This window comes from Neobacillus sp. FSL H8-0543 (assembly GCF_038592905.1).
Classification (GTDB): Bacteria; Bacillota; Bacilli; order Bacillales; family Cytobacillaceae; genus Neobacillus.
The window spans coordinates 2,456,336-2,475,597 of sequence record NZ_CP151943.1; the positions used below are offsets into that span (position 1 = coordinate 2,456,336).

Genomic DNA, 19,262 nt, shown 5'->3' on the forward strand with positions numbered 1-19,262 from the left:
AACCCTTACTCCTGCTCAGGATTCCGCAGGTAGTATCCGACTCCTCGACGAGTTATAATCCAAGTTGGATGGCTAGGGTTATCTTCAATTTTTTCACGTAATCGACGAACGGTAACATCCACTGTACGGACATCTCCATAGTAATCATAGCCCCAAACGGTTTGAAGCAAGTGTTCTCTCGTCATTACTTGTCCAATATGTTTTGCAAGATAATAAAGCAACTCAAATTCCCTGTGGGTTAACTCAATTGTCTCGCCGCGCTTGGAGACGACATAAGCATTAGGATGTATCACAAGCAAACCTACTTCAATTTCATTCGATTCATTTTCAGCTTCAGGCTGGGATACGATTACCTGGTGACGCCTTAAATTTGCTTTTACCCTCGCAATTAATTCCCTGGTGCTAAAGGGCTTCGTCACATAATCATCCGCCCCAAGCTCCAAACCTAATACTTTATCAATTTCTGAGTCCTTTGCGGTCAACATAATGATTGGCATTTCATACTTTTTCCGTACTTCACGGCAAACTTCCATTCCATCTTTTAACGGCAGCATAATATCCAATAGGATTAAGTCTGGTTGAATTTCTTCTACCATTGTTATTGCTTCATTTCCATCGTAGGCACAATAAACATCGTAGCCTTCTTTTTTTAGGTTAAACTGCAATATGTCTGCAATTGGTTTTTCATCATCTACAACAAGAATTTTCTTTTCCATTACATTGCTCCTTTTTAAAATAATCTATTTGATTAACAATATAAAAAGCAAATCTACTCTAATTACTTTACCATTGTTTTAGCCTTAATTCATCTATTAGAAGTATTAGTAAAAAGTGGTGTAAGCTTTCAGTATTGTGGAGTCTGCAAATCGTTGGGATCCTATTTTAAACAGAAACCAAAATATAAAAGAGTCCCCAGCAGTTAAACTAGAGACTCTCTTTATCATATTTCCTTATTTTCCTACATATGAAAGCGGATTTTGGTTTACTCCACCTTTAAATACTTCAAAATGCAAATGGATTCCAGTAGAGTTTCCTGTTGTGCCCATAACTCCAATATGTGATCCCTTTGAAACTGTTTGTCCTACACTCACATCAATTGAAGATAAATGTGCATAAAGTGTCCGTAATCCATTTTGATGATCAATGATAATTTTATTTCCATACGCTCCACTATAACCAGCAGATACAACGACACCATTATCGGCAGCCTTTATTGTACGATTGCTTGGTCTGGCAATATCGATTCCTTTGTGCATACTGCCCCATCTATAACCCATCTCGCTAGAAATATAACCGCCTACCGTTGGCCATGCAAGGCTGCCGCTGCCGCGGGAAGGTATGACCTTGGTACCCATGACTACAATATGATCAACTGGCTGTTGAAGAACTGTCTCACTTGCTACCTCTTTTTTAATTATATTCCCATTTTTTTCTGAGATAGCAAATGTAACTGAACGGGAACCATTTTTACCTTCTTGTTTTACTTTGGTTTCACCCTTAGGCATTGTAGAGTCATTCTCGACTTCTTTTGTAAATGGAATGTCCTCTTTTTGATTCATTTCTTTAGTGACAATAACTTCAATATATGGCTTTAGTGCTGTAATATTTACTTCCTGGCCGATTTTTAACACAGTATCTTCTTTAATATCTGGATTCAATACCAATAACTCTTCAAGCTTTAAACCATTATCATTTGCTACTGAACCTAGAACATCACCCTCTTTTACAACATACTTCTTTTCTTCTAAAGTGCCCTTTTGTAAAAGTGTGATGGCTTCATCTACAGATACTATTTTTTCTGGTTCTATTTTTTCTGCTTGAACTGCAACATTTTCAGATAAAACGACGTCTAATAGACGAGTTTCATTTTCCTTTAGTGCTGGTAAAGTATTAGACGTTGAAGCTTTTCTAGCTTCAAGTTCTGTTAATTGCTCTGCTGTTACATATTTAAGTTTGAGATTTCTAACAACCTCTTCAGCTGTTTCTCTACTATCTAAATAGACAACTGGTTTACCATCAATAACGATAGCAGAAGCTTCTGCTTGGAATTGAATAGCTTTCTCAAGATTATCAACTGCTTCTAGATTATTTGCTGTTGAATGGAATACCTGTTCAGAAATATATTCGACTTGAGGAGCAATCTGCAAATTGACATCCTTATGAGTTTCCTTTAATGTCTCGGCTTTTTCAGTAATAATAGTATCAACAACTTCTTTATTTGAAACGGTTCCAATATATGTTTCGTTAAGGTATACATAATAAACAGTTGTTAGTTTGAAATTGCTAGCTGCACTTGCTGGAATATTGCTAAATGCAAATGTCGAAGCAGCTAACGTGGTAATAATAGCCATTTTTAGAGATCGTCTTTTCGTTAATTTACTTGATTTTTTTCCTCTATTTAAAAATAACATTGGAATCCTCCTAAATTACAGAAACAACTCTCTTAAATTAGTACTTTATATCTATAAAAGAATTTCCCTACTTTTTTATCCTCTATTACTTTACCATATTTCATTCTAAATAGACGAAAAGTCTCGATAATGTAACAAAAATGTATAATACCTGACATTTTCCTACAAAAATAGTGGAAAGAAATAGGTCGAATCTCTCACTTTTTAAGGATATTTCCCATACAATATTAGAAATAATCCCCTATTATACCAACATTTCTACTAATTTCGACAACCTGATGCAATTCTTTACAAGACCTTACAGTATTTGCAGTATATCTTCGAAAAAACCGAATTTTTGTTACAGTAATATTACAATGTTACACAATAAAAAAAGAAGCTTACAAATGCAAGCTTCTTTTTGGGATGGCGCAGGACGGAATCGAACCGCCGACACAAGGATTTTCAGTCCTTTGCTCTACCGACTGAGCTACTGAGCCATATTATTAAATGTTTCCTAAACCCTTATTCCAATCAGACACTTTGCTCAAAAGAACTTCCGTTCTTTCTCGCAGATTGCCGCAGAAGCAAATCCAGTGATGTGAGCAATCTGCTCTACCGACTGAGCTACTGAGCCATGATTAATATTGTTTCCTAAACTTTTACTGAGCCATTTATAATTTTTTTAAAAAAATGGCGGTCCGGACGGGACTCGAACCCGCGACCTCCTGCGTGACAGGCAGGCATTCTAACCAACTGAACTACCGGACCAATTGCGGGGACAGGATTTGAACCTGCGACCTTCGGGTTATGAGCCCGACGAGCTACCGGACTGCTCCACCCCGCGACAATAATATTAATAAAGTTTTGTCTATGCTCATAGCTAGTATGGACTGTATCAATCTCAGAAAGACTAACCAAGCAGCAACTTAGTGAACCTTGAACATATCAAGTTATCGTCGCCCCGATTTAAGTAAGCTAATTCAAGATGTAAGCTCAATCGGTGCGCTGTAGATTATTCGAAGAAGTTTATTCGAACGTGCTCCACCCCGCGACAATAATATTAATAAAATAATGGTGACCCCTACGGGATTCGAACCCGTGTTACCTCCGTGAAAGGGAGGTGTCTTAACCACTTGACCAAGGGGCCATTTAAATTGAAAGTTATTTTGCAAATGCAAAGAACTTTGGTGAGCCATGAAGGATTCGAACCTTCGACCCTCTGATTAAAAGTCAGATGCTCTACCAACTGAGCTAATGGCTCGACACATTAAATTATTTCCTAATCTTATATTTCTGTAAGTCGGATGTTCCGTTTACATCTTTCCAAGACGTAAACTGCACAACTCGAAGCTAATTCACGAGGCAATGCTCGTTGCTCTATCAACTGAGCTAATGGCTCGACACATAAATTGTTTCCGTTTGTGACGACGCTTTTTATAATAGCATGGATGATAGAGAATAAGCAACTCTTTTTTAAAATTTATTTATATAAAATAATAAGTCCTCGCTTTGAGGACTTATTATTTTCCTTAAATTTGTCTCCAAGGACTGCGAACCACATTTGTTTGATTACGGTCTGGACCGACAGAGAATGTCGTTAATGGAATACCTGTAAGCTGGGTTACACGTTCCACGTAGTGGCGTGCGTTTTCAGGCAGATCATCTAAGGACTTACATGTAGTGATATCCTCAGGCCAGCCTGGCAGTTCCTCATATACAGGTTCACATTCTGCCAAAACCTTTAGGCTAGCAGGATATTCGGTGATTAGTTCACCCTTATAGCGATAAGCCGTACAAATCTTCACTGTCTCAAGACCTGATAAGACATCGATAGAATTAAGTGAAAGGTCTGTTAAGCCGCTTACCCGACGTGCATGCCGGACAACGACACTGTCAAACCATCCAATTCGGCGAGGACGGCCAGTTGTCGTTCCATATTCACGTCCCACTTCACGGATACGATTTCCTATCTCATCATGCAATTCAGTTGGGAACGGACCATCACCAACCCTTGAGGTGTAAGCTTTACAAACTCCAACGACATGGGTGATTTTCGATGGGCCAACACCTGAACCGATCGTCACTCCGCCAGCAACGGGATTAGAAGAGGTTACAAATGGATACGTACCCTGGTCGATATCTAACATTACACCCTGTGCCCCTTCAAAAAGAACACGTTTGCCCTCATCCAACGCATCATTCAATACTACAGAAGTATCACAAACATACTGTTTAATTTGTTGGCCATATTCATAATATTCTTCGAGGATCTCTTCTTTCGTAAAACCTGTGGTCTCGTAGATTCGTTCGAACAGACGATTTTTCTCAGCAAGGTTCCGTTCAAGCTTTTCTTCAAACACATCATGTTCAAGTAGATCAGCAATTCTTATACCAACACGGGCTGCTTTATCCATATAAGCTGGACCAATTCCTTTTTTGGTTGTCCCAATCTTATTCGCACCCTTACTTTCTTCTTCTACAGCATCAAGTTTTAAATGGTAAGGAAGAATCACATGTGCTCGATTGCTTATGCGAAGATTATCTGTTGTAATTCCTTTTTCATGTAAGTAAGCTAATTCTTGTACAAGTGCCTTTGGATCAACAACCATTCCGTTTCCAATGACACAAATTTTCTCTTTATAAAATATTCCCGATGGAATTAAGTGCAATTTGTAGGTTTCACCGTTAAACTTTATCGTGTGACCAGCATTATTGCCCCCTTGATAACGAGCAATCGCCTCTGCGTTTTCTGATAGGAAATCTGTAATTTTCCCTTTTCCTTCGTCTCCCCATTGTGTACCAACAACTACGACTGATGACATTAAGGCACCTCCAAAAGTTATGCGTTCATTTAAATATATAAATCCACTCACTATTTTAACAATTTTATGATAAAAAAGTCAACTAAACACGAACATTATATATTAATTTATTAATATATGTTCGTAAAATAGTAATATTTGAATCTATTAATACTCTTCATTGTAAAACTGGGTAATTTTTCATAAAATTAGTATGTTGTTAATAAATAAATAGGATAGGATGTGCAGTATGAAACTAAAAGAGCGCTTGGAACCCACTGAATTAGTAATTTTCAGAAGTTTGAATGGGAGAATGGTATTATCTGAAAAGGATAAAATTTACTATTTATTCTTGAAAAGGGCTTCAAAGGTGAACTGAATAGTGACTTATGGTTAGAGGGACTCTCAAAAAATTGGCTTATTATTCATGACTTAATGCTTGAATGTAACTACTCATTTTTCCAAATTGATACCTTGCTTCTTTCCTACGATACACTCTACCCCTTAGAAGTTAAAAATTATGAAGGTGATTTTATTATCGAAGGTGATAGGTGGTGTACCGTTTCAAAAAGGGATATTAAGAATCCAATTAATCAGATGGAACGTACTGAATCCTTATTCCGACAATTACTTCAAAGTCTTGGTTATAAGTTCCCTATTCAATCATACCTTATCTTCATTAACCCCGAATTCCACTTATATCATGCCCCACCAAACCCTTCAATTATTTTTCCAGCACAGCTTACTCGCTTTTTGAAGAAGCTAAACACGAAGACTACAAAAGTGAATCAAAGGATTTTAACATTAGCTGAAAAGTTAATTGCTCTTCATACTACAGAGTCCCCCTACACCAAGTTACCTCCATATAGCTATGAAAAACTAGATAAAGGTCCCCTTTGTCCAAAGTGTTATTCATTATATACAAATTTAGTTGATGAAATATTGTCGTGTACAAATTGCGGCTTCAACGAAGATGACATTGATGTAGCAATATTACGTAGTGTTGCGGAATATAAATTACTTTTTCCTGAAAGGAAAATAACTACAAAAGCAATTCATGATTGGTGTAGCATTATTAAATCAAAGAAAACAATTCGAAGAGTTCTTTCAAAAAACTTTCTCTTAGTAGGTCATGGGAAGTCAGCAAAATTTGTATCTCCAGTGATTGATAATTAAAATTGAACACTTTTGTATTCTTAGCTTTCCTTGGGTTACCGTCTAACTGCTTTTTCCTAAGGATCGGGCAACATTGGCCTCCTATGGTTACCATCCAACTGCTTTTTCCTGTGGCCCGGGCATCATTGGCCTCCTATGGTTACCGCTCCACCACTTTTTCCTGAGGATCGGGCATCATTGGCCTCCTATGGTTACCATCCAACCGCTTTTTCCTGAGGATCGGGCATCATTGGCCTCCTATGGTTACCGCTCCACCACTTTTTCCTGTGGCCCGGGCATCATTGGCCTCCTATGGTTACCGCTCCACCACTTTTTCCTGAGGATCGGGCATCATTGACCACCTTGGTTACTGTTCTGCCCCTTTTTATAGCATCAATCTACGAATTAGCAGGCATAAATTAATTTCTCAAAAAAGCTAGCCAATTATCTGGCTAGCTTCAAAACTATGCACCTGGAGCAGCATCATAGCGTGTTTCTAGATTTACAAATTTATTGTATTCTTTTACAAACGCTAATGAAACTGTCCCTGTTGGACCGTTACGCTGCTTTGCAATGATGATTTCTATAATATTCTTATTCTCTGATTCTTTGTCATAGTAATCGTCACGGTACAAGAATGCTACAATATCGGCATCCTGCTCGATACTACCTGATTCACGGATATCGGACATCATCGGGCGTTTATCCTGACGTTGTTCCACACCACGAGAAAGCTGAGAAAGTGCAATAACGGGAATTTGAAGCTCACGCGCCAATTGCTTGAGGGAGCGGGAAATCTCAGATACTTCCTGCTGACGGTTTTCACCCGAACGGCCACTTCCTAAAATGAGCTGCAAATAATCAATTAAGATCATGCCTAGGCCATGCTCTTGCTTTAAACGGCGGCATTTGGAACGGATATCACTAATTCTAACCCCTGGAGTATCATCGATGAAAATACCTGAGTTAGACAGACTGCCCATTGCCATTGTCAGTTTGCCCCAATCATCATCCGTCAAAGAACCGGTACGAAGACGCTGCGCGTCAATATTTCCCTCAGAACACAGCATACGCATTACAAGCTGTTCTGCGCCCATCTCAAGACTAAAAATCGCAACATTCTCATCCGTTTTCGTCGCAACATTGGCTGCAATATTCAAAGCAAAGGCCGTTTTACCCACGGAAGGACGTGCTCCAACAATAATTAAGTCATTACGCTGGAATCCAGCTGTCATCCGGTCCAGTTCTGCGAATCCCGTAGCAATGCCAGTAACTTCACCAACACGGTTGTGCATCTCTTCAATATTGTCATACGTACGAACGAGAACATCTTTAATATTGTGGAATGCACCTGCATTTTTTCGTTGAGCAACAGCTAATATGTTTTTCTCCGCTTCGCTTAATAATGCTTCCACTTCATCTTCACGGGCATAACCATCCGATGCAATCGCAGTTGCTGTACGAATTAAGCGCCTAAGCAATGATTTTTCTTCTACGATTCTAGCATAATATTCAATATTTGCAGCTGTAGGGACAGAGCCTGCGAGGTCACTTATATAACTTACTCCACCTGTATCTTCTAAAAGCTTAGTAGCTGCAAGTTCTTCGGATACCGTTACTAAGTCCACGGCTTTCCCTTCATCATTTAACTTAAGCATCACATTAAAAATCTTTTGGTGTGCTGCACGATAAAAATCTTCAGGTATTAATATTTCAGAAGCTACAGTTAAGGAGGTAGGTTCTAAAAAAATCGCACCTAATATGGCCTGCTCCGCTTCAATATTTTGTGGCGGCAGACGATCTGCAAATAAATCGCTCATATATCAAAAACCTCCTATTTTGAAGAGGATGACTTACCTATTTAATAGAATTTTTATATAAAATGAAGAAAAGTGACCAGTTAGAACCGATCACGTCATTTGTTAACTTTAATAGTGTAACATGTTTATCTGGAAATTGAACTGGCAAAATTAGTTTGTTTCTTTAACTGAAACCGTCAAGGTTGCCAAAACTTCATGGTGAAGTTTGACTGGAACCTTTGTCGAACCTAGTGTACGGATGGCATCGGTTAATTCCATTTTTCGTTTATCAATCTTAATTCCATGCTTCTTTAACAGTTCTTCAGCAATTTGCTTTGTAGTGATTGAACCGAATAATCGGCCGCCTTCACCTGCTTTTGCTGTTAATTCCACTGTGATTTTTTCCAATGTATCTTTTAGCTCTTTGGCTTCAGCAAGCTCTTCTGCTGCTAATTTTGCCTCTTTTTTCTTTTGAGCATCTAATGTACTAATACTCGCACTATTTGCTTCCATCGCTAAACCCTGTTTAATTAAAAAGTTATGTGCATAGCCATCAGCTACATTTTTAACTTCGCCTTTTTTCCCTTTTCCTTTAACGTCTTTTAGAAAAATTACTTTCATTCTTTTTTCCCACCTTCAAAATAATCTTCAATTGCTTGCTTTAATTGTTTTTCAGCTTCTAGAATGGTTATACCAGCAAATTGCGTTGCTGCATTTGTCAGATGTCCTCCGCCTGAGAGGCTTTCCATAATGACTTGGACATTGATACTGCCTAATGACCTTGCACTAATTGAAATAATCTCATCACTCCGTCTCGCAATGACAAATGAAGCAACTACATTATCCATCGTCAGTAATGTATCTGCAGCTTGAGCAATAAGGACTTGGTCATTAAACTCCTCTTCATCACCTTTTGCTATAGCAATACCCTCATGGAAAACGGCTGCTGATTCGATTAGCTTTGACCTTTTTATATACGTATCAATGTTTTCCTTCAGAAGCTTTTGAACAAGAATGGTGTCTGCCCCTTGACCTCTTAGATAGGAGGCTGCGTCAAATGTTCGGGCGCCTGTTCTTAAAGTAAAGCTTTTTGTATCAACGACAATACCAGCTAGCAAGGCTGTTGCTTCTATCATTTCAATTTTACCGCGTTTTGGCTGATATTCAAGAAATTCGGTCACCAGCTCTGAAGTAGAGGAGGCGTATGGCTCCATATACACAAGGACAGGGTTATCAATGAACTCTTCGCCGCGGCGGTGATGATCAATAACGACAACATGGTCAATTTTATTTAACAATCGTGCTTCAATGACGAGCGCTGGTTTGTGCGTATCGACAATTACTAGCAGTGTTTTTTCTGTTGAAATCTCAAGCGCCTCTTCTGGACCAATAAAATGCGAATATAAGTGTTCTTGAGGGCGAATTTCTTCCATTAACCTTTGTACACCGCCGCCTAATTCTTGTGCGTTTACAACCATGTAGGCTTCCTTTTGATTCATTTGTGCTACTCGGTAGATTCCTATCGAAGAACCGATAGAATCCATATCAGGATTTTTATGTCCCATAATTATTACCTTATCACTTGCTATAATCAATTCCTTTAATGCATGGGATATGACTCGCGCCCTTACGCGTGTCCGTTTCTCAATCGGGTTCGTTTTACCGCCAAAAAACTTCACCTTTCCATTTGGCTGTTTAATGGCTACCTGATCTCCGCCTCTGCCTAAGGCAAGGTCAAGGCTCGATTGGGCTAACACACCTAACTCGGGCAAGGATGGTGTACCGGCACCGACGCCAATACTTAAGGTAAACGATAAATTTTGCTTCGAAGTCATTTCCCTTACTTCGTCAAGGACAGTGAATTTTCCCTTTTCAAGCATTTGGAGAATTCCTTCACTAAAAACGGCAATAAATCGTTCAGAAGAAATTCGTTTTAAAAATACTCCATTCTCCTGAGCCCATCTATTTAATGTAGAGGTTACAATATTATTAATACTTCCACGCATTTGATCATCCATGCCTTGCGTCAATTCATCGTAGTTATCTAAAAAGATTATGGCAATAACCGTTCGCTCATCATGATACAATTTTTCTATTTCTTTTTGCTCTGTTACATCGAAAAAATAAAGCAGTCGTTCTTCACGCTTAAGTATTACCTGAAACTTACGGTCATGCAGAGTAATAATCTCTGTGTCCACTTCCTGTTTAATTAATGGAACTAAGGAATCAGCTATTTCATAGAGGGACTTTCCAACCAGAGTATCTTCGTCAAAATAGGAAGACAAAAAGGGATTGGCCCATTCAATAAAATACTCATCATTAATCAGCATAATCCCAATCGGCATTTCCATGAGTGCCTCTTCACCGACTCTTTTTACCCGGTAAGAAAGGGTTGAGATATATTCTTCCATCTCTTTTCTTTGCCGATTATCAATGATAATCATATAGTACAGTGGAAGGATGATTAGAAATAGCCCTGCCAAACTAGCGATCCAATTATAAAACGACAGGACAATGAGCAACACTGCTGCAATACCTATTAGCCCGTAAAACGGGTAACGAATTGAGCGTTTTTCGATAAATGCGGGCAAAGTTTTCAGCTCCTAAACAGTTGTCATCACTTTTTTCTATCGTAGCCCTTTCGTAAATCAAAGCCTAAGTCAATTATACCTAATATCCCTATAATATAAAGGAAAATTGGAATAATGAAGGATACAATCACTATGGTTATCGCGATAGCTTTGGATATTCCTTTTTTATCAAAGTAGTAAAACAGAAACGTTAATCCTTGAAGAACCATTAGAAATTGCAGAATATACGTTAGGTTTACAATGGCTGCGAACAAATATGTACCCTCTTCAGGATTAGCGAACATACTAACTAACAAGATACCGAGGAAATACCAAAGTAAACTTTTGGGTAATCTTATATCCTTAAATGACTTCCACTTTTCTGCCTGAATGCCAAATCTTTTTAACATTGGGAAGGAGACGAGCTGTATGATAAATACGATGAAGAAAGAGGCAATCACAAATAGGGTCGGGATTAACGTTTTTACTAGTTTTAATCCCTCTTTAAATTGATTCATCGCCCGCTCAGTTTCTTCTGCACTTCCGAAATTCTTTAGCAGTTCAGCAGACGTATTCATCGATTCCTGCATCATGTCAATCATTTCACCAATCATGTCAATTTTAAAAAGGACAATGCTAGCCGTATAAATAATGATTAAATTAAGCAAGAAAACAAAAGTTCCTGACAGCAAAATTGTAAACCTGCTCTTATTTAACCGAATAAAATATCCCATTACAGCACCAGTAGTTCCATAGGCTAGCGCTAATGGAACCGACATAATCGACCCAACAATGAGCGAAAGAAAAAGTGAAGCAATCACAAAAACTAGAGTAATTTTCCCATCATTTTTAGCAGCAAATAATATAAATGGGACTCCTATAAAGAAGGTAATAATCATTCCTAATAATGGTACATAGAGTGTTATTAACAACAGTACCGCAAAGACTGCTAATAAAACGGCACCTTCTGTTAACCTTTTGACATTTATCATTTTCCCACCCCAACTTTTTCACAAAAGCCTTTCTCTTAATTTTAGCTAGATGTTTGTAGCTATTCAAGAATTTAGCAAGATAAAATAAAAAGGCAGCAAGGGCGATACCCTCACTGCCTTAAATAATATTATTCACCAGACACGAATGGTAGTAATGCCATTTGACGTGCACGTTTGATAGCAACTGTTAATTTACGCTGATATTTAGCGCTTGTACCAGTTACACGACGTGGTAAAATCTTTCCACGTTCAGAGATGAATTTTTTAAGTAAATCTACATCTTTATAGTCGATGCGAGAAATGCCGTTAGCTGTGAAATAACACACTTTCCGGCGTTTTGCGCGACCGCCTTTACGTTGTCCTGCCATGAAATTCCCTCCTTTAGTTTTATTTTATCCGTTCATTAACGTCTTTTTAGAATGGAAGGTCGTCATCAGAGATGTCAATTTGACCATTCCCTGCAAACGGGTCCTCGTCCATTCGCTGAAATTTATTATTGTTTTGATTCTGGTTTTGAGCAGGGCGTTGATTCTGATTGTTGCTGTTACCATAAGGAGATCCTTGCGGTTCCCTAGGTGGAGCACCGAATTGATCATTGTTGTTTCTACCGCCGCCAGAAGAGCCCTTAGGTTCAAGAAATTGAACATTATCCGCTACAATCTCTGTAAAATACTGACGCTTTCCATCTTGTTCGTAAGTACGAACTTGAATTCGACCATCAACCCCTGCTAAACTGCCCTTTTTAAGGTAGTTAGCAACATTTTCAGCTGCTTTTCGCCAAACAACTATATTAAGGAAGTCTGCTTCTCTTTCACCTTGCGGATTTGAAAATTGACGATTTACCGCAAGAGTAAAAGTAGCAACTGCAATGCCGTTTGGTGTGTATTTCAGTTCAGGATCTTTCGTTAAACGGCCAACAAGGACAACACGATTTATCATCAGAATCAACTCCTTCTTCCAGTAAATGTTTCATGTGAAACATTTTGTCCCAGAAAAAAATTTATAGTTATATTAAGCTTCTTCTCTAATTACAAGATGGCGAATGATATCTTCGCTGATTTTTGCAAGACGAGAAAATTCTTGTACTGCATCAGCTGAAGCTTGTGTTTTAGCGATTTGGTAGTATCCGTCGCGGAAATCGTTGATTTCGTATGCAAGACGGCGCTTACCCCAATCCTTTGTTTCAGCAGTTTCCGCACCATTGTCAAGAAGAATTGTGTTAAAACGCTCTACTAGAGCTTTTCTAGCTTCATCTTCAATATTTGGGCGGATGATGTACATGATTTCGTACTTATTCATCACAGTCACCTCCTTTTGGTCTAAACGGCCCGATTTGGGCAAGAAGCAATTATTCATTACTCACAAGGTAAAATTATAGCACAGCTTTTATGGAAAAGCAATGACATTCACCTATTGCTACTTTTGTCAAAGATAGACTCCCCACAAATATTAAAAACCTTGCAAATAAATGCAAGGCCTTGCTCTGTTGATTTGCTCTCCAGCAACTCTTCTAAAATCTAATATAACTATACATTAAAGCGGAAGTGGATGACGTCTCCGTCTTTTACGATGTATTCTTTACCTTCTAGGCGGACTTTCCCTGCTTCTTTCGCAGCATTATAGCTTCCAGCTGCCAATAAATCATCATAGGAAACTGTTTCGGCACGAATAAATCCTCGTTCGAAATCAGTGTGAATGATTCCTGCACATTGTGGTGCCTTCATTCCAGTAATAAATGTCCAAGCACGAACCTCTTGAACACCAGCTGTGAAGTAAGTAGCTAACCCGATTAAGCTATAGGCTGCACGAATCAATTGGTCGAGACCTGATTCTTCAATCCCAAGCTCTTCAAGAAACATTTGCTTCTCTTCGCCTTCAAGTTCGGCGATTTCTTCTTCTACTTTTGCACAGATAACGATTACTTCTGCATTTTCTGTTGCAGCAAATTCACGGACCTTTTGTACGTATTCATTATCTGACGGATTAGCAATTTCTTCTTCACTTACATTCGCTACATAAAGAACTGGCTTTAATGTCAGCAAGTGAAGCATTTTTGCTACTTTCTTTTGTTCTTCAGTAAATTCAACTGCCCGAGCAGGTTTCTCTTGTTCAAAAGCATCACGGAGCATTGATAACACTTCAAATTCTGCTACTGCATCCTTATCCTTTTGTTTGGATAATTTCTCGACTCGGCCAATACGTTTTTCGACTGACTCCATGTCAGCTAGGATTAACTCAAGATTAATAACCTCAATATCAGATATTGGGTCGACTTTTCCTGATACATGGGTGATATTCTCATCTGCAAAGCAGCGAACAACATGGCAAATGGCATCAACTTGACGGATGTGTGAAAGGAACTTGTTTCCTAAACCTTCACCTTTACTTGCACCTTTTACAATCCCTGCAATATCTGTAAATTCAAAAGCAGTTGGGACGGTCTTTTTTGGTTGAACAAGCTCTGTCAATTTTGTTAAACGGTGGTCTGGTACTTCTACAATCCCTACGTTTGGATCAATCGTACAGAACGGGTAGTTTGCAGATTCCGCACCAGCCTGTGTAATTGCATTAAATAAAGTAGACTTACCTACGTTCGGCAGCCCTACGATTCCAGCTGTTAAAGCCATTTCCTTCACTCCTCGATAAATCAATCTATTGTAATGATAAATAAGTCCAATAGTAATAAAAGCCTCTCACAATTATAGGCATTCACGGCTAAAAAGACAAGAAGTACAAAAACTGGTGCACCTAGGCACCAGTTATTTTACTTTTTCAATATTTACCAAGCAATCATACAACGTACTACCCAGGCCGTTATCGGATGCTCTGCTTGAAGTTAAATTATTGACGGAACCGCCAAACTTCTTCCAAATTCCTTCATCAATATTAATTGTATTGGGATGTACCTTTGACAGAATAGTTAAATACCCTCGTACTTCGCCGCGGTCATTCCATACCCTTACCTCATCACCCTCATTCAACTGCAGCGATTTTGCAATATTCTCAGCCACTTCTACCTGAAGCTGCGGGTCTTTTTTAAATAAATGATAGTTTTGGGAATGATTCGACCTCATCGGATGAATTGTTAATAAACTATATGGAAACTTCTCTGCAAGCTCAGGATTTCTCCATTTTGATTCCTGTGGTACCGCAAGTTCCAAACGTCCTTGCTCACTAGTAAATTCAAATTTCCCTGATGATGTTTTAAACTGACGGTCCTGCCATGGTATCAGCTTAACTGGGAGCTCCAAGGTTTGTCGTTCCTTAAGAGTCTCTAGCTTTAGCCCTTTCTCAGCTAGTGAATTTAGCGTCATGGTAAGCCATTCTTCTCTGGAAAAATTAAACTCCTCGCCAAAGCCAAGCCGTTCTGCTAATTGTGTCCAAATCCATAAATCAGGCTTAGCCTCCCCAGGCGCTGAGACAAGTTTAGGTCCATAATTTACGTAATGATGATACATCGAAGAATAGTAAATATCTTCTTCTTCAAATACGTTCGTCGCGGGTAACACATAATCAGCTAATCGCGCCGTATCCGTCATAAATTGTTCAATGACAACAAGCGTTTCAACTGAAGAAAAAGCCTTCTGAACGACCATTGAGTCTGGTACTTGGGTTAAAGGATTTCCGCAGGTCACGATAATCATTTTAATTTCTGGATCGATTGCCGCAAGAACTTCTTCTGCTTGCTTCATAATCGAAAATTGGCGGTGGTTTTTCCGACGATCTGTGAGTGTCAAATTGCCAATATCAAAGCTTTGTCCAACCTGGAGGTTAGCATAATTAGCCCCGCCTCCGCCGATACCAATATTGCCGCTGACGGCGACTAGCGCATCTATCAAACGAATCGTGTTTCCTCCATTTTGATATCTTTGCAAGCCTAGACCCATGAAGGTGGCTGTCGGCTTATCCGTAAACACCTTTGCCAGCATGGTGATTCTTTCAATTGGGACCTCTGTCATTTCACTTACTTTCTCTATTGTGACTCCCTCAAGGAGCTCTAATAAATCAGCAAACCCATAAGAGTAATTATTAATAAAATCACGATCTTCAAGCCCTAATCGAAGGATTTCCTTCATGACTCCAGCAGCTAATAATCCATCTAAACCAGGTTTTACGGTAATATGCTCATTTGCAATTTTAGCCGTTGCATTAAATAGGGGGTCAATGACAATTAGTTTGGCACCCTTTTTCTTTGCTTCAAGCAGATTTTCATAAAAATGCATATTTGTCCGTGCGACATTTCGTCCCCAAATAATAATATTCTTACTGTTTAATACATCCTTGGGTTCATGACTGTAGGCATCACCGAAATCCCATTTCTGTGCTTCTATTCCCGCCCCCCAGCAAAGGGATCCATAAAGTTCTGTTACACCGCCATAACAGTTAAAGAAACGTTGGTCGAGATTTTTTAAAATACCGTTATTCGCATAATCATGACTATGCAGGACAGATGTTGTTCCAACCTGTTCTTTTATTTCCTTCATCCTTACTGCTATTTCATCAAGCACTTGGTTCCAGGAAATTTGCTGAAATTCCCCATTCACCTTTTTTAAAGGGTAAAGCAACCGCTCCGAAGAGTTTGTCCTTGTTTCGAGCATCCGGCCTCTTCCACAAATTTTCCCTTTCGTAATCGGGTGTGAAGGATCTCCGTCTACTTTTATTACCCTGTCATGTTCAACCGTCACGTGAAATCCACAGCTATCCCAACAATTTAATGGACAGGCTGATTTCAGAATGCTAGCCAAATACCCCACCCCCAACAATTCTATTTATCTACTTTTTCTCATTAGATTAATATAATTTATCGAAAAAGAAAAGCATGACACGTTACTCTTCATGCTTCACTAGAATCTTTTTCATTTTTCGCGAAAACTCTCGTCTTGGGATAAGAACGCTATGTTCACAGCCCTCACATTTAATGCGAATATCCATCCCCATTCGAATAATCTTCCAGCGATTGGTTCCACATGGATGCTGTTTTTTCATCTCGACAACATCGTTTAGTGCATATTCCTTTTCTTCCATGTTATACTCCCCCTTAAATCCTTTATTTAGGTTGTTCCGTTCCACTCGAGTACATAACAAGCTTTGGATATGGAATTTTGATTCCTTGCTCATCCAAATGATTTTTGATATCCTTCCGCAACATCCTTGCAACCCCGAAATGCTTCATTGGTAGCGTTTCAGCCACGACCCGCAAGACTACCTCCGTTGGTCCCATTGTTTGAATTCCTAATAGCTCTGGCGGCTTTTCTAAATCTTCATATTGATTGGGTAATAGTTCAAGGAGCTCTTGGATGGCCCTTTCTGCCTTGTCAACATCTTCACCATAAGCAATTGCAATATCAACCACAGCGACACTGTTATTTACTGAAAAATTGGATACTTGAGTAATGCTCCCGTTCGGTAAAATATGTACTTCACCCGTCCAGGTTTTTAGCTTTGTTGTTCTTAAGCCAATCGTCTCCACCGTACCTTCAAATGTTCCAATTCGCACATGGTCGCCAACAGAAAATTGATCCTCAAAAATGATAAAAAAGCCAGTAATAATATCTTTAACTAGGTTCTGCGCTCCAAAGCCAACTGCAAGTCCGACAATCCCTGCTCCTGCTATCAATCCTTTTACATCAATGTCAAAAACGGAAAGAATCATCATAAAGGAAATAAAATAAACAACATAGGTAAGGATATTATCAAGAAGTCTTGCTAATGTCTCATCGCGGCGCTCTGAAGTCTTTATCAGATTTTGCGTGTGCGATCTTAATTTGAATACATTGCGGATAGCCACTTTTCCGATTCTAATTAAAATATTGGTAACGATAAGTATGGCAATGATTTTTAACGCCCCTTCACCAATAGCCATCCATGTGTCTTCATTTTGAAGTTTATCGATATATCTTTGTATAATATTTTTTGCAGAACTCATTCTGAACACCCCTCTAAAAACTAACTATTCACATCTATTTTAACAATTATTCCTTGTACTATATAGTAGTGTGATTTCCCTGCTTTTTCAATTAGAATATCTTTCGCTCTGACGTGTATAGATTATCGAAATTTTCCGTATACTGTTAAAAAGAAAAGCGGAGGCACCGGAGCTAGACAAAAGTGCGGCTAATTGAAGGAGTGGACTGAATGAATCTAAGACCAAAACTCTTTGACAGGAAGACTAATACACGAATACTTCATGATGATTTTCAAGCGTCTGAGAATCTAGCTGAGGAACTTCTTTCATATACATCAAGCTTGTTAAGCCGTCCGATTGTTTTCGTTTGTATTGGTACTGATCGTTCCACTGGAGATTCATTAGGCCCGCTTGTTGGAACCTTGCTAGAAGAAAGGGAAATTAACTCCTTTCACGTGTATGGTACATTAGATGATCCGATACATGCAGTTAATCTTGAAGAAAAACTAATAGAAATTTACGCGAAACATAATGACCCATACTTAATTGGAATTGATGCCTGTTTAGGGAGACTAAAAAGTGTTGGGGTAATACAAGTCGGAAATGGACCTGTACGGCCAGGCGCAGGAGTAAATAAGGAACTACCTGCAGTAGGTAATATCCATATTACTGGTATTGTCAATGTAAGTGGATTCATGGAGTTTTTTGTATTACAAAATACCCGACTCAATTTAGTCATGAAAATGGCCAAAACAATTGCAAATGGTATTTATCAGGCAAGCCTCCTGCATCCTAATAAACGATGGCAAGAGCTAAACCAGGACAAAGAACATAAACATACAAATTAAAACAGAGCAATCGATTGCTCTGTTTTATTCCATTAATTGTTAAAAACCTTTTTTTAGTAGAAGTAAAGAATTGTTACAATTATTCCTGTTACTAAAATACCAGGGAGGAGGTTGGCAACCTTTATCTTTATAATACCAAGCAGGTTTAAGCCAATCGCAAGAATCATCACTCCACCTGTAGCTGTCATTTCTGTGATAAATTGGTCCATCAGGATTTGAGGAACGAAACGATCAATCTGAGTTGCAAATAAAGCAATTAGCCCCTGATAGAGGAGAACTGGAACGGCTGAAAATAAAACACCAACCCCAAGAGTTGTTGTTAAAATGATCGATGTAAAACCATCAATGATTGATTTCGTATATAGTACCGAATGATCACCGCGAATTCCACTATCAAGCGCACCGATAATCGCCATTGCCCCAATCACAAAGATGAGGGTAGCCGTTACGAACCCCTCGGAAAGACTTCCATTTCCATTCGAACCCATTTTCGTTTCAAGCCAACGTCCTAGCTGATTGAGCTTTTCGTCTAATTGCAGCCATTCCCCAAAGACTGCACCAATGACCAAGCTTAAAATAACAATTAGGAAATTCTCACTTTTCAATCCCATTTGCAGGCCGAGAACGAGAACCGATAATCCAATCGCATACATCACTGTCACTTTCATGCCTTCGGAAATCCGGCTGAGACGCGAACCAATCAGTGTACCAATAATAATTAATAAGCCATTTACAATCGTCCCTAATAAAAACATTCTCTATCCACCATTCTTCGACTCTCGAAATTTTTAATACTATT

The 19,262-nt window shown here is 38.9% G+C and carries 17 protein-coding genes and 5 tRNA genes; 2 read left to right on the forward strand and 20 right to left on the reverse strand.

Features of this window, described 5'->3' with window-relative positions; translation table 11 throughout:
* Positions 1–5: 5 nt before the first annotated feature.
* From yycF to NSS81_RS12070, 8 genes are all read right to left on the reverse strand, one after another.
* Positions 6–716, reverse strand: a complete 711-nt coding sequence (yycF, locus tag NSS81_RS12035) for a response regulator YycF (RefSeq protein WP_342433732.1) — start codon at positions 714–716, stop codon at positions 6–8.
* Positions 717–950: 234 nt separating this feature from the next.
* A complete protein-coding gene (locus NSS81_RS12040; RefSeq protein WP_342433733.1) occupies positions 951–2,411 on the reverse strand; it encodes a M23 family metallopeptidase in 1,461 nt (486 codons plus the stop codon).
* 406 nt (positions 2,412–2,817) lie between these two features.
* Positions 2,818–2,890 (reverse strand) — tRNA-Phe (locus tag NSS81_RS12045).
* Between the two features lie 194 nt (positions 2,891–3,084).
* Positions 3,085–3,161, reverse strand: a tRNA-Asp gene (locus NSS81_RS12050).
* A gap of 2 nt (positions 3,162–3,163) precedes the next feature.
* Positions 3,164–3,237, reverse strand: a tRNA-Met gene (locus tag NSS81_RS12055).
* Positions 3,238–3,465: 228 nt separating this feature from the next.
* A tRNA-Glu gene (locus NSS81_RS12060) sits at positions 3,466–3,540 on the reverse strand.
* A gap of 38 nt (positions 3,541–3,578) precedes the next feature.
* A tRNA-Lys gene (locus NSS81_RS12065) sits at positions 3,579–3,654 on the reverse strand.
* Between the two features lie 268 nt (positions 3,655–3,922).
* Positions 3,923–5,215 (reverse strand): adenylosuccinate synthase, encoded by a 1,293-nt coding sequence (locus NSS81_RS12070; RefSeq protein WP_342433734.1) that lies wholly within the window; start codon positions 5,213–5,215, stop codon positions 3,923–3,925.
* Positions 5,216–5,542: 327 nt separating this feature from the next.
* Here NSS81_RS12070 and NSS81_RS12075 point away from each other — a divergent pair, with 327 nt between their 5' ends.
* A complete protein-coding gene (locus NSS81_RS12075) occupies positions 5,543–6,370 on the forward strand; it encodes a nuclease-related domain-containing protein (RefSeq protein ID WP_342434008.1) in 828 nt (275 codons plus the stop codon).
* A gap of 443 nt (positions 6,371–6,813) precedes the next feature.
* Here the strand turns inward: NSS81_RS12075 and dnaB are convergent, their stop codons facing one another.
* From dnaB to NSS81_RS12130, 11 genes are all read right to left on the reverse strand, one after another.
* Entirely contained in the window at positions 6,814–8,169 is a 1,356-nt protein-coding gene (gene dnaB, locus NSS81_RS12080; RefSeq protein WP_342433735.1) for a replicative DNA helicase, read from the reverse strand.
* A 150-nt stretch (positions 8,170–8,319) separates the two neighbouring features.
* Positions 8,320–8,769: a 50S ribosomal protein L9 gene (gene rplI / locus NSS81_RS12085; RefSeq protein ID WP_342433736.1), complete on the reverse strand. Its 450-nt coding sequence runs from the start codon at positions 8,767–8,769 to the stop codon at positions 8,320–8,322.
* The gene (locus NSS81_RS12090; protein WP_342433737.1) at positions 8,766–10,739 is read right to left on the reverse strand and encodes a DHH family phosphoesterase; all 1,974 of its coding nucleotides are present in this window, start codon (positions 10,737–10,739) and stop codon (positions 8,766–8,768) included. Before NSS81_RS12090 ends, rplI begins: the two co-directional genes overlap by 4 nt.
* Positions 10,740–10,765: 26 nt before the next feature.
* The gene (locus tag NSS81_RS12095; RefSeq protein WP_342433738.1) at positions 10,766–11,710 is read right to left on the reverse strand and encodes a YybS family protein; all 945 of its coding nucleotides are present in this window, start codon (positions 11,708–11,710) and stop codon (positions 10,766–10,768) included.
* A 128-nt stretch (positions 11,711–11,838) separates the two neighbouring features.
* Positions 11,839–12,078: a 30S ribosomal protein S18 gene (rpsR, locus tag NSS81_RS12100; protein WP_342433739.1), complete on the reverse strand. Its 240-nt coding sequence runs from the start codon at positions 12,076–12,078 to the stop codon at positions 11,839–11,841.
* 46 nt (positions 12,079–12,124) lie between these two features.
* Complete coding sequence (ssb, locus tag NSS81_RS12105; protein WP_342433740.1) at positions 12,125–12,649, reverse strand: single-stranded DNA-binding protein; 525 nt, start codon at positions 12,647–12,649, stop codon at positions 12,125–12,127.
* A 72-nt stretch (positions 12,650–12,721) separates the two neighbouring features.
* Positions 12,722–13,009 carry a 30S ribosomal protein S6 gene (gene rpsF, locus NSS81_RS12110; RefSeq protein WP_342433741.1) on the reverse strand — a complete coding sequence of 96 codons (288 nt, stop codon included), beginning with the start codon at positions 13,007–13,009 and terminating at the stop codon, positions 12,722–12,724.
* A 227-nt stretch (positions 13,010–13,236) separates the two neighbouring features.
* Positions 13,237–14,337, reverse strand: a complete 1,101-nt coding sequence (ychF, locus tag NSS81_RS12115; RefSeq protein ID WP_342433742.1) for a redox-regulated ATPase YchF — start codon at positions 14,335–14,337, stop codon at positions 13,237–13,239.
* 132 nt (positions 14,338–14,469) lie between these two features.
* Positions 14,470–16,455: a molybdopterin-dependent oxidoreductase gene (locus NSS81_RS12120; RefSeq protein WP_342433743.1), complete on the reverse strand. Its 1,986-nt coding sequence runs from the start codon at positions 16,453–16,455 to the stop codon at positions 14,470–14,472.
* An 82-nt stretch (positions 16,456–16,537) separates the two neighbouring features.
* On the reverse strand, positions 16,538–16,735 hold the full coding sequence (locus NSS81_RS12125) for a DUF951 domain-containing protein (RefSeq protein WP_342433744.1): 198 nt from the start codon (positions 16,733–16,735) through the stop codon (positions 16,538–16,540).
* A gap of 22 nt (positions 16,736–16,757) precedes the next feature.
* Complete coding sequence (locus NSS81_RS12130; protein ID WP_342433745.1) at positions 16,758–17,636, reverse strand: mechanosensitive ion channel family protein; 879 nt, start codon at positions 17,634–17,636, stop codon at positions 16,758–16,760.
* Between the two features lie 209 nt (positions 17,637–17,845).
* Between NSS81_RS12130 and yyaC the strand changes: the two genes are divergently transcribed.
* Entirely contained in the window at positions 17,846–18,463 is a 618-nt protein-coding gene (gene yyaC / locus NSS81_RS12135) for a spore protease YyaC (RefSeq protein ID WP_342433746.1), read from the forward strand.
* Between the two features lie 53 nt (positions 18,464–18,516).
* Here yyaC and NSS81_RS12140 read toward each other — a convergent pair whose 3' ends face one another.
* A complete protein-coding gene (locus tag NSS81_RS12140; RefSeq protein ID WP_342433747.1) occupies positions 18,517–19,218 on the reverse strand; it encodes a DUF554 domain-containing protein in 702 nt (233 codons plus the stop codon).
* Positions 19,219–19,262 lie beyond the last annotated feature (44 nt).